General features: G+C 41.5%; 8 protein-coding genes. All 8 read left to right on the top strand.

Annotated features, from left to right (window positions below; genetic code table 11):
- The first annotated feature begins 6 nt into the window (after positions 1–6).
- Complete coding sequence (gene aroK / locus HL290_RS11980) at positions 7–576, top strand: shikimate kinase AroK (RefSeq protein WP_003653807.1); 570 nt, start codon at positions 7–9, stop codon at positions 574–576.
- 28 nt (positions 577–604) lie between these two features.
- Positions 605–1,687 (top strand): 3-dehydroquinate synthase, encoded by a 1,083-nt coding sequence (gene aroB, locus HL290_RS11975; protein ID WP_003653806.1) that lies wholly within the window; start codon positions 605–607, stop codon positions 1,685–1,687.
- A 16-nt stretch (positions 1,688–1,703) separates the two neighbouring features.
- Positions 1,704–2,585 (top strand): hypothetical protein, encoded by an 882-nt coding sequence (locus HL290_RS11970; RefSeq protein ID WP_198496575.1) that lies wholly within the window; start codon positions 1,704–1,706, stop codon positions 2,583–2,585.
- 461 nt (positions 2,586–3,046) lie between these two features.
- On the top strand, positions 3,047–7,522 hold the full coding sequence (gene gltB, locus HL290_RS11965; RefSeq protein ID WP_171058514.1) for a glutamate synthase large subunit: 4,476 nt from the start codon (positions 3,047–3,049) through the stop codon (positions 7,520–7,522).
- 69 nt (positions 7,523–7,591) lie between these two features.
- Positions 7,592–9,013, top strand: coding sequence for an FAD-dependent oxidoreductase (locus HL290_RS11960; protein ID WP_198496574.1), 1,422 nt, complete (start codon positions 7,592–7,594; stop codon positions 9,011–9,013).
- A 172-nt stretch (positions 9,014–9,185) separates the two neighbouring features.
- Entirely contained in the window at positions 9,186–10,073 is an 888-nt protein-coding gene (locus HL290_RS11955) for a metal-dependent hydrolase (RefSeq protein ID WP_198496573.1), read from the top strand.
- Between the two features lie 128 nt (positions 10,074–10,201).
- Positions 10,202–10,792, top strand: a complete 591-nt coding sequence (locus HL290_RS11950) for a LemA family protein (RefSeq protein WP_003653797.1) — start codon at positions 10,202–10,204, stop codon at positions 10,790–10,792.
- A gap of 24 nt (positions 10,793–10,816) precedes the next feature.
- Positions 10,817–11,874 (top strand): TPM domain-containing protein (locus HL290_RS11945; protein ID WP_198496572.1); only part of this gene is annotated, 1,058 nt, incomplete at its 3' end.

The following is an 11,874-nucleotide window of genomic DNA, read 5'->3' as shown; positions in this document are numbered from 1 at the left end:
TTTTCAATGAAAGCAATTGAAATAGGTGGCGCCTTGCCAAGCAAAGCGTTTGAAACCCTGCCAAATATTTATTTGGTAGGGCCCATGGGGGCAGGAAAAACAACCGTTGGACGTCATTTAGCCGAACTATTGGGGCGTGAATTTTTAGATAGTGATCATGAAATTGAGCGCAAAACGGGTGCTACTATTCCTTGGATTTTCGAAAAAGAAGGGGAAATTGGATTTCGTACTCGTGAAACCATTGTTTTGAATGAGTTGACTTCCCGTAATGCCTTGGTATTAGCAACTGGGGGCGGTGCCATCACTCAAGCGCCAAATCGTGAGTTTCTAAAGCAGCGCGGTATTGTTGTTTATCTTTACACTCCTGTGGAACTTCAATTACAACGAACGTATCGCGATAAAAACAGACCTCTATTACAAGTCGAAAACCCTGAACAAAAATTGCGTGATTTGTTAAAAACACGTGATCCTTTATATCGTGAAGTTGCTCATTATACGATTGAAACTAATCAGGGCGCTGCTCGTGATCTTGCTCAAAAGATTTTGCAACTTATTTTGTCTAACACGCTAATATAGCCAAACTTACTCGTGGTTTTATAAACTCATGCAAACTTTACATGTTGAATTAGGCGAACGCCGTTACCCTATTTTTATTGGCAGTCAACTTGATCCTAAACAGTTGCTTGAGCCTTATATTCATGGTCAACAGGTCATGATCGTAAGTAACGAAACGGTCGCTCCTTTATATTTGTCTCATTATCAAGAAGCGTTAAAAAGTTTGGGTAAAACTATAGCTACTTGTATTTTGCCTGATGGTGAAAAATATAAAGATATTCAACATTTAAATTTAATTTTTGATGCATTACTCGAAGCTGGGTTTAACCGAGACTGTACAGTTTTAGCTTTAGGCGGTGGTGTTATTGGTGATATGGCTGGCTTCGCCTCAGCATGTTTCCAGCGTGGTGTATATTTTGTTCAGGTTCCGACCACACTTCTTTCACAGGTAGATTCAAGTGTAGGTGGTAAAACTGGCATTAATCATCCACTGGGTAAGAACATGCTTGGTGCATTTCAGCAGCCTCAAGTTGTTTTAGCTGATATGGCTCAACTCAACACTTTACCAGATCGAGAGTTGTCTGCTGGATTGTCAGAAGTCATTAAGTATGCCTTGTTAGGTGATGCCGATTTTCTAGTTTGGTTAGAACAAAATATGGATGGCTTGGTTGGTCGAGATGCCAATCTTTTAGCTGAAGCTGTTTATCGTTCATGTGCCCATAAAGCCCGTATTGTTGCAAACGATGAAAAAGAGCAAGGCGAGAGAGCTTTACTCAACCTAGGTCATACGTTTGGTCATGCTATAGAATCTTACCTTGGTTATGGTACTTGGTTACACGGAGAAGCAGTTGCTACCGGCATGGTAATGGCAGCTGATTTATCACAGCGTTTAGGCTGGATTTCAAGCGATGATGTAGAGCGTACAAAAAAAATTATTCAACGCGCCAATTTGCCGATATCATGTCCAAAAATTCCATTGGATGAATTCCTTGGATATATGGCACATGATAAAAAAGTCCTCAATGGTCAATTACGTTTAGTGTTGTTAAAGCAACTTGGACAAGCGGTAATTACTAAAGACTTTGATGTTGAACTCATGAAACAAGCTATTTTGGCAAATCAACACGGATAATAAATTAAGGTAACACATGACTGTATCACGTACACTTTGGCAGAATGTTCAACAATATATCTGGTTGGTGGGTGGTATCGTCTGCTTGTTTCTGGCTTTTATTTTCTGGGTAATGACTGATAGTAAGAAGCTTGTCGAAGTTGAAAAAGCAGCCGATTCAGACACACCAGTGCAAATTCAGCCAGAAAAAGTGGCAACAACGGCTAACTTGGGGGCTTTAGCTGATGAAGTTAGGCCTCTTGATTTAACGACTCGGACTGTTGTATCTGGTCAACATGAGGCAGAGTTCCGCGGTACAAAGTTTATTAACGAAAACAAGAAACAATGGACGCTTGAGCTGTTCCGTGCATCTGACGAAGATATTATTAAAAACTTTTTAAAGAATCGTTCAGACCGAAATAAATTTATCTACTTTCGATTAAGTGGAGAAAAGCAATCTGAACAATATGTTTTGACATATGGCGTAATTAAACGTTCTGAAGATGCAATTCAGCAGTTAACACAACTGAATCTTAATTTGCCTGAATCAATTAAGCCGCAACCTCAACAATTTTCAACTTATGTGCCACTAGTCAATGATTTGGGTGCGGATGAAATGAAAGGTGGGATTAGCCAAACTTATGAAGTGCGGTTGCGCCCAGCTGCGTTGCCTAAAATTGATGAGTCTTTGCTTATGGGCACAGGTGTAAATGGGGCTATAAATACGCAACCTAAAGTGGCTGCTCCAGCAACAAACTCTACAACTCGGACAACTATTATTCGTCGAGATGCAGAGGGAAATGTTGTAGATGTACACCAGTCTAATTCTGCTGTTGATACTGCTAAAAAGACTCAACAAAATCGTGTAACTGAAGCTCCTCCAAAAAGTGCAACAAATGAGGGCACAAGAGGAAACTAATGGTAAGAATAATTTGCACAAATATAGTGCAATAATAAGAAATACATATGCTCTTTGACCAAGTGTGGTGCATATTTGGTCATTTATTAAAATGATAGCCTGAATAAAACTGATCTATTTTTAATAAATATAAACACTTAAGTTGTAAAAACTATATTGGCATATTTTTTGCTTTATTCTTGTGCTTATTAATGTACTGCTAACTATTTTGGCGCTCTAAAGAGTGAAGTCTATGCAGAGTCGTGGGGTCGAACTGCTTTAAAAGAGTGCGAAATAAGTCAAAACATTTTTCTAGCAAAAACCAGTGTACGCATTTATGGAACAGCGTATATTGGCTTATCAGCCCAAAATTTTTTTTTGCGAAACATTGAGCTAACTATCGTCCGTAGGCAATATCGCAGAAATAAGTTGTTTGTTTGACGCTCGAAAGAGCCTTATTGAAAGAAGGGTACGCTATGCACATGCCATCGCCTAATACTGTAGCTCCCGCTCAAGGTTTATATCAACCTGATGAGTTTAAGGATAACTGTGGTTTTGGACTGATTGCCCATATGAAGGGTGAATCAAGTCATCATCTTGTAGAAACCGCGATTCACAGTTTAAGTTGCATGACGCACCGTGGTGGTATTGCCGCAGATGGCAAGACGGGAGATGGGTGCGGCTTATTATTGGCGATGCCAAAGCAATTTTTTCGTGATGAAGCAAAAAAGCTGAGTGATATTACACTGAGTGAAGTTTTTGCTGTGGGTACGGTATTTCTAAATATTGATCCGGCATTAGCGCAACATTCTAAAAATATTTTAAATAAAGAAATTGAAGCAGAAGGCTTACGCGTACTGGCTTGGCGCGTTGTGCCTACAAATAACGATGCTCTAGGTGAAATTGCACTTCAATCTTTACCTGCTTTTGAACAGGTCATTGTGAACTGTCCAATGGGTGTAACCGAAGTTGAGTTCAACCGTAAGCTATTTTTGGCGCGTCGCCGTGCGGAACAACAATTACAAAAAGATCCGTTATTCTATGTGACTACGCTTTGTTCGACAGTGATCACTTATAAAGGCTTAATGATGCCTGCTGCGATTGCTGAGTTCTATACAGACTTGGCAGACGAACGTTTAAAATCACATATCGTCGTGTTCCATCAACGTTTTTCGACCAACACTTTACCACGTTGGCCGTTGGCTCAGCCTTTCCGTTATCTTGCTCATAATGGTGAAATTAACACCATTACAGCAAACCGTAACTGGTCATTAGCACGTACTCCTAAATTTGAAAATCCATTGTTGCCGGGCTTAACTGAACTTAACCCGATGGTGAACCGTACTGGTTCAGACTCATCAAGCTTAGATAATATGCTTGAGATCTTGGTCGGCGGCGGTATGGATTTATTCCGTGCGTTACGTATGCTCGTACCACCAGCTTGGCAAAACGTAGAAACTTTAGATGCGGACTTACGCGCATTCTATGAGTTCAACTCTAAGCACATGGAAGCTTGGGATGGTCCTGCGGGCTTGGTAATTCAAGATGGTCGTCATGCCATCTGTATGCTTGACCGTAATGGTTTACGTCCAGCACGTTGGGTAATTACTAAAAATGATTACATTACCTTAGCGTCAGAAATTGGTGTTTGGGGCTATGAACCTGAAGATGTGGTTTCTAAAGGTCGTGTTGGACCAGGCCAAATTTTGGTAGTTGATACCTTAACAGGTAAAGTGCTTGATACTAAAGATGTAAACACTCATCTTAAAAACATGCGTCCGTACCGTGAATGGTTGCGTGATCATGCAATTCGCTTAAAGGCTAATCCTGAACTTGAAGAACAATTAGTTGATCAAGGTTTAACTGGCGATGCTTTAAAAGCAGCTCAAAAAATGTTTATGGTGACATTTGAAGAGCGTGACCAGTTATTGCGTCCAATTGCTGAAAGTGGTCAGGAAGCTGTAGGTTCTATGGGTGATGATACGCCAATGGCTGTATTGTCTCGTCAAGTACGTCATGTGACTGATTATTTCCGTCAACAATTTGCACAGGTGACTAACCCTCCAATCGATCCATTACGTGAATCGATTGTAATGTCCCTTGAGACGTGTTTAGGTCGTGAGCAAAATGTATTTGAGCAAGGTCCAGAGCACGCAGATCGAATCATTATTTCGAGCCCTGTTCTGTCTAACTCAAAAATGCAGCAAATCCGTAGTATTGATCGTGCAGGCTATGAGTCTGTTGACATCAATTTGAACTATGCTGAAGAAGAAGGTTTGCAAGCTGCGATTACACGTATTTGTGAAGAAGCGGCACAAGCGGTTCGTGATGGTAAAACTTTAATTGTTTTAACTGATAAAAATATTCGCCAAGGTTTCTTACCTGCAAATGCAGCACTTGCAACAGGTGCGGTACACCATTACCTCATTAAAACTGGTTTACGTACTGATGCAAACATCATGGTTGAAACTGGTTTTGCACGTGATCCGCACCAATTTGCGGTATTACTTGGTTTCGGTGCAACCGCAGTTTACCCATACCTTGCATATGATGTGATCAATGATTTGATTGCTAAAGGTGAGCTTTTAGGTGATCCAATCCATGCGCAAGCGAACTTCCGTAAAGGGATTGAGAAAGGCCTATTAAAAGTTCTTTCAAAAATGGGTATCTCTACAGTTGCGTCGTATCGTGGCGGTCAGCTTTTTGAAGCAGTTGGTTTGTCATCTGAAGTAGTAGATCAATGTTTCTTAGGTGTTCCAAGTCGTATTCAGGGCGCAACATTTGCTGACCTTGAAAAAGATCAGAAAAAATTAGCTGCTACAGCTTGGTCAAATCGTAAACCGATAGATCAGGGTGGTTTACTTAAATTCGTATTTGATAAAGAGTACCACGCGTTCAACCCAGACGTGATTAACTCATTACATACGGCTGTTCGCTCTGGCAAGTATGAAGACTTTAAAGTATATGCTGAGCTGGTGAATAACCGTCCGGTTGCAACCATTCGTGACTTATTCAAGTTAAAAACAACGAATTCGATTCCAGTTGACCAAGTAGAGTCAGTTGCAGATATCTTGCCTCGTTTTGACTCGGCAGGTATGTCTTTAGGTGCTCTTTCTCCAGAAGCACATGAAGCAATTGCAATCGCGATGAATACAATTGGTGGTCGTTCAAACTCTGGTGAGGGTGGTGAAGATCCTGTTCGCTACGGCACAATTCGTAACTCGAAAATCAAACAGATCGCATCTGGTCGTTTTGGTGTAACACCTGCGTACCTAACTTCTGCTGAAGTATTGCAAATTAAAGTTGCTCAAGGTGCCAAACCAGGTGAAGGCGGTCAGTTACCGGGCGGTAAAGTAAATGGCTTAATTGCACGTTTACGTTACTCTGTACCGGGTGTAACGCTGATTTCACCTCCACCACATCACGATATTTACTCAATTGAAGATTTGTCTCAGTTAATTTTTGACTTGAAACAAGTTAACCCGAAAGCAATGGTGTCAGTAAAACTGGTATCTGAACCGGGTGTGGGAACAATTGCCGCTGGTGTTGCTAAGGCATATGCAGACTTCATTACCATTTCTGGTTATGACGGTGGTACAGCAGCATCTCCACTTTCATCAATTCACCATGCGGGTTCTCCATGGGAATTAGGTCTCAGCGAGGCGCATCAAGCACTTCGCGTGAATGACTTACGTGGCAAAGTACGTGTACAAACTGATGGTGGTTTAAAAACTGGTCTTGATGTCATCAAGGCAGCAATTTTAGGCGCTGAGAGCTTTGGTTTCGGTTCAACACCAATGATTGCTTTAGGTTGTAAATATTTACGTATTTGTCACTTGAACAACTGTGCAACCGGTGTTGCAACTCAACAAGACCACTTACGTCAAGAGCACTATATTGGCGAGCCAGAAATGCTCATCAATTTCTTCCACTTTATTGCGGAAGAGACTCGTGAATGGTTAGCAGCTCTAGGTGTTTCTTCATTGAAAGACTTAATTGGTCGTGTTGATTTACTTGAAGTATTACCGGGTGAAACTGAAAAGCATGCTCACCTTGATTTAAGTGCATTGTTAACGTCTCATCCATCTGCTGACGGTAAAGCACAGTACTGTGAAGTACAAGGTAATGCACCATTTGATAAAGGTGTATTGGCTGAGAAAATGGTTGAAGAAATGCTTCCTGCAATTGAATCAAGTGCAGGCGGTCAGTTCAACTTCAAAGTTGTGAACTGTGACCGTTCGATTGGTGCTCGTGTGTCAGGTGAAATTGCTCGTCGCTACGGCAACTTAGGCATGGAAGTGCATCCTGTTGTAATGAACTTAACTGGTACTGCTGGTCAGTCGCTTGGTGTATGGAACGCTGGTGGTTTACACATCCGTCTTGAAGGTGATGCAAACGACTATGTGGGTAAAGGTATGGCAGGTGGTCGTATCTCAATTTTCCCACCACAAGGTTCGCCTTTCCAAACACAGAACACAGCAATTATTGGTAATACCTGTTTGTATGGTGCAACTGGCGGTAAGCTTTTTGCAGCGGGTACAGCGGGTGAGCGTTTTGCGGTTCGTAACTCTGGTGCATTTGCAGTAATTGAAGGCGCTGGTGATCACTGCTGTGAATATATGACAGGTGGTGTTGTGACTGTACTTGGTAAAGTAGGTCATAACTTTGGTGCAGGCATGACTGGTGGTTTTGCTTATGTACTTGACCTTGATAATGACTTTGTAGATTACTACAACCACGAATTGATTGATTTAAATCGTATTTCAACAGAATCTATGGAAGATCATAAAGAGTTCTTGTTGCGTATTATCGATGAGCATATCAAAGAAACAGGTAGTGCTTGGGCTTATAAAATCCGCAATGAGTTCGATTTCTACAGCCGTAAATTCTGGCTTGTGAAACCAAAGGCTGCTAATTTGCAAACGCTTTTGAAAACAACACAAGCTGATCCACAATAATTCCACGACTGCAACGACATAGGCAGGTGCGGGCAACAGTGAAATCCGCGCCTACCCACGGAGAGAGACATGGCAGAACGCCTAAATAATGACTTTCAATTTCTGGATGTAGCACGCCAAGATCCAGAGAAAAAAGATATTACTGTCCGCAAAGCAGAATTTGTGGAAATTTATAAACCTTTTACATCGGAAACTGTTGCTAATCAGACTCACCGTTGTTTAGGTTGTGGTAACCCATATTGCGAATGGAAATGTCCTGTACATAACTACATTCCAAACTGGTTAAAACTCATCGCTGAAGGCCAAATTTTCCAAGCTGCTGAGCTTTGCCATCAAACCAACACATTACCTGAGGTATGTGGTCGCGTATGTCCACAAGACCGTTTATGTGAAGGTGCTTGTACCTTAAATGATGGTTTTGGTGCAGTGACTATTGGTAATGCTGAAAAATATATTAACGACACAGCCTTCGCTTTAGGCTGGCGTCCAGATATGTCAGGCGTGAAATGGACTGACAAAAAAGTTGCAATCATTGGTGCCGGTCCAGCAGGTCTAGGTTGCGCGGATATTTTAGCTCGTGGTGGTGTTAAGCCTGTTGTATTCGACAAGCGCCCTGAAATTGGTGGCTTACTTACATTCGGTATTCCAGAATTTAAAATGGAAAAAGATGTAATGAAACGCCGTCGTGAAATTTTCACAGGTATGGGCATCGAATTCCGCTTAAATACTGAAATTGGTACAGATGTCACCATTGATGAATTACTTGAAGAATATGATGCTGTATTCATGGGTATGGGAACTTATACCTACATGAAGGGTGGCTTCCCAGGTGAAGATCTTGCAGGTGTTTATGATGCACTTGATTTCTTGATCTCTAACGTAAATCGTTGCCAAGGTTGGGAAAAAGACCCAAGCGAGTACATTAGCTTAGATGGTAAAAAAGTGATTGTACTTGGTGGTGGCGACACTGCGATGGACTGTAACCGTACTTCATTACGTCAAGGCGCTCATGATGTAACGTGTGCATACCGTCGTGATGAAAGCAACATGCCAGGATCTGCGCGTGAAGTAAAAAATGCCTATGAAGAAGGTGTGAAATTCTTGTTCAATCGTCAACCGATCGAAATCGTAGGCGAAAATGGCAAAGTGACAGGCGTTAAAGTGGTGACGACTCAAATGGGTGAACCAGATAGTCGTGGCCGTCGTAGCCCTGAACCAGTTCCAGGTTCTGAAGAAGTATTACCAGCTGATGCGGTTTTACTTGCATTCGGTTTCCGCCCAAGCCCAGCTGACTGGTTTGGTAACGCGAATATTAATCTTGATGGTTCAGGCCGTGTTGTGGCAGCTGAAAAGCAAGAGTTCAAATTCCAGACATCGAACCCGAAAATCTTTGCTGGTGGCGATATGGTCCGTGGTTCAGACCTTGTCGTGACTGCAATCTGGGAAGGCCGCCAAGCTGCTGAAGGCATTCTAGACTACCTCGGTGTTTAATCTAAAAAATTATTTTTAAAGTTTTTAATAAAGCCTGCTTGATGCAGGCTTTATTTTTACCGCTAGTCACTTTGATGTTTTTGGCAAATATAATAAGCTTTTTTGCCCTTTTTAGCCTTTAACCATCACGACATACTCAAAGCTTCCTTCTTCAATACAATAGGTGTTGAATATGAACATCGCAGGTATGACGGCAGAAAAATCATATTTAAATCGTCGAAAAGCGTTGGGTATTACTGTGCGTCGCCTTGAATTTAATCCTAAGGCGATCAAGCGGCACTATTTTGCGAATTCTCCTCTTATGTCTCACTTTTTAACTGCACTATCTTCAACGTTTCCTGTAGGAGAGCAGTTTTTTGTAAATAGCGTGCGCAATGTACGTGATAAGGTTTCCGATCCACAATTACAGGCTCAAATCGCCGCTTTTATTGGGCAAGAAGCAATGCATTCTAAAGCACATGGTGAGTTTAATGAAGCTTGGCGGCGTGATGATTACAATCTGGACAGCTTTCAAAACTGGCTAAATCAGCGTGATAAATATTTAAGAACGATTCCTCCTAAACTGCAATTGGCCCTTACCTGTGCTTTTGAGCATTTTACTGCTCTACTTGGAGGATATGTTTTACAGCACCCAGAGTTATTAAAAACGTTAGATCAAGATGCACTAAAACTTTGGGTATGGCATGCGATTGAAGAAATTGAGCACCGTTCAGTGGCGTTCGATGTCTATCAGCATGTGTATGGGGATGATCGTATTCGTCGCTTACTCATGCGTAGTGTCACAACAGGATTTGCCAGTATCGCTTTTTATGGAACAACCCGCTTATTTTGGCAAGATAAATGGAATAGCTTACCTAAAATTGGAGGTAATTTATTTGGTTTATATTTGCTGGTTAAAATGCTTGTTCAGCTCATGCCCGAATATTTCGCATATTACAAAAAAGATTTCCATCCTAGTCAAAAGGATTATGGCCATATGGTCGATTACTGGAAAAGTTCTTTAGCAGATGAATATCGAATGGCAAGTTTTCAACAAGAAAAAGACCAACTATTAAGTTAATAAATAACCGGATTGAAAAATCCGGTTTTTAAATCAATAAAATAAAAGCAACACAATAATGCCAAAATCATCATACAATCTAGGAAAGAGGTTAAAAATATAAAGAAAAACTTGAGGATAATGTGACGATGAAAACATTGAAACAACTCGCGATCGCGACGACACTTGCCAGTACCTTATTGTTTTCAGGGTGTGGCTATAACACTTTACAAGTAAAAGATGAAGCCGTAACGGCAGCTTGGTCTGAAGTTCAAAACCAGTACCAACGTCGATCAGATTTAGTACCAAACCTTGTAAATGTTGTAAAAGGTTATGCTAAACATGAAGAACAAGTATTAACCGAGGTTACACAGGCACGTTCGAATGTTGCTGGTTTGAAGGTTGATAAAGAAGTTCTAGAAGATCCGGCTTTACTTGAAAAATACCAACAAGCTCAAAGTCAATTAACAGGGGCTTTATCTCGTCTGATTGCTGTTTCTGAAAACTATCCAGATTTAAAAGCCAATACCCAATTCCAAGAACTGCAAGTTCAACTTGAAGGAACAGAAAACCGTATTGCTGTAGCTCGTAATCGTTATATTACAACAGTGCAAGACTACAACGGATATGTACGCCAGTTCCCGCAAGCAGTGACTGCAAAAGTAATTGGTATGCATCCAAAAGCCAATTTCTCTGCAGAAGCATCTGCACAGCAGGCACCAAAAGTTTCTTTTGATTAATTTTAAGAATCAAAGGAGTGCTGCATGAGAAATAATATATTGCTTCAGCTTAAGCAAATTAAGGTATTTGTTATTACCTTAATTTTGCTCTGTTGCGGTGTTCTTTTTCAGAATGCAGCATGGAGTGAGACTAATATTGCAACTGCTACTGATGAAACTGACACCATTGTAGCGGGTAAAATTATTCAGAAGCAGCAGGCTCAAGCTTCCGCTTCTAAAAGTGAACAGTCTGCTTCTGGCGTAGCTCCCCAAGCTCAAGTCGCCAACGATATGGCAGATGGTGAATCGATTCGTGGTTTGCCAACCTTAAATCAGCCTGTTATTGATCAAGCAAATATATTAAGCGAGGCAGAGAAGCAGCAGCTCGACCAAAAAATTCTAAGTTTATATCAACAAGGCAAAGCACAAATCGGTATTGTTGTTGTTCCAACTACTGGGCAAGAAGATATTTTTGATTATGCATTGCGCGTAGGTGAAAAATGGCAACTTGGTTCAGCGAAGCGCGATAATGGATTGCTTATTGCGGTTGCGGTAAATGACCGCCGTATACAAATTTTAACCGGATATGGCTTAGAGGGCGTATTACCAGATATTGTCTCGAGTCGAATTATTAGAAACCAAATCACACCCTATTTTAAACAAGCCCAATATGCGCAAGGTTTAAATGCAGGCGTTGATGAAATCGGAAGAATTCTTAATCTTGATCCCGAAGTCGCTCAGCAAGCTGCTCAAGATTTAAAAGAACGACAACACCAAGCCGCAGAAGAGCAACAAGCCAAACAAACAACCCTCACAATGGCTCTATTTATTCTTGTTGCCGGAATTGTAGGGTCATTTATTGTAGGACGACCTCTTAGCGCATCTACTGCTGGTGTTGCTGCTGCGGTAGCAGGTTTTGTAAATGGTGCTGGCTTAGTCACTAGCTTATTACTTGGTTTTGGAATCTTCTTTTTACTCATTACCTCAATTGCCCAGCTTATTTTACAGGTTATCCTGAGTGGTGCAGGCGGAGGAGGGCGTGGGGGTGGCTTCGGCGGTGGAGGCGGAGGCTATGGCGGCGGCGGAGGTCGTTTTGGCGGTGG

Origin of the sequence: Acinetobacter sp. AC1-2 (assembly GCF_016124155.1) — a bacterium.
Taxonomy (GTDB): domain Bacteria; phylum Pseudomonadota; class Gammaproteobacteria; order Pseudomonadales; family Moraxellaceae; genus Acinetobacter; species Acinetobacter calcoaceticus.
This window is presented reverse-complemented; position numbering and strand designations above follow the sequence as displayed.

What these genes read in the sequence shown, in the direction of transcription:
- HL290_RS11955 (WP_198496573.1), top strand. Translation starts at nt 9,186, where the DNA reads ATGAACATCGCAGGTATGACGGCAGAAAAATCATATTTAAATCGTCGA.
- HL290_RS11950 (WP_003653797.1), top strand. Translation starts at nt 10,202, where the DNA reads ATGAAAACATTGAAACAACTCGCGATCGCGACGACACTTGCCAGTACC.
- HL290_RS11960 (WP_198496574.1), top strand. Translation starts at nt 7,592, where the DNA reads ATGGCAGAACGCCTAAATAATGACTTTCAATTTCTGGATGTAGCACGC.
- gltB (WP_171058514.1), top strand. Translation starts at nt 3,047, where the DNA reads ATGCCATCGCCTAATACTGTAGCTCCCGCTCAAGGTTTATATCAACCT.
- HL290_RS11970 (WP_198496575.1), top strand. Translation starts at nt 1,704, where the DNA reads ATGACTGTATCACGTACACTTTGGCAGAATGTTCAACAATATATCTGG.
- aroB (WP_003653806.1), top strand. Translation starts at nt 605, where the DNA reads ATGCAAACTTTACATGTTGAATTAGGCGAACGCCGTTACCCTATTTTT.
- aroK (WP_003653807.1), top strand. Translation starts at nt 7, where the DNA reads ATGAAAGCAATTGAAATAGGTGGCGCCTTGCCAAGCAAAGCGTTTGAA.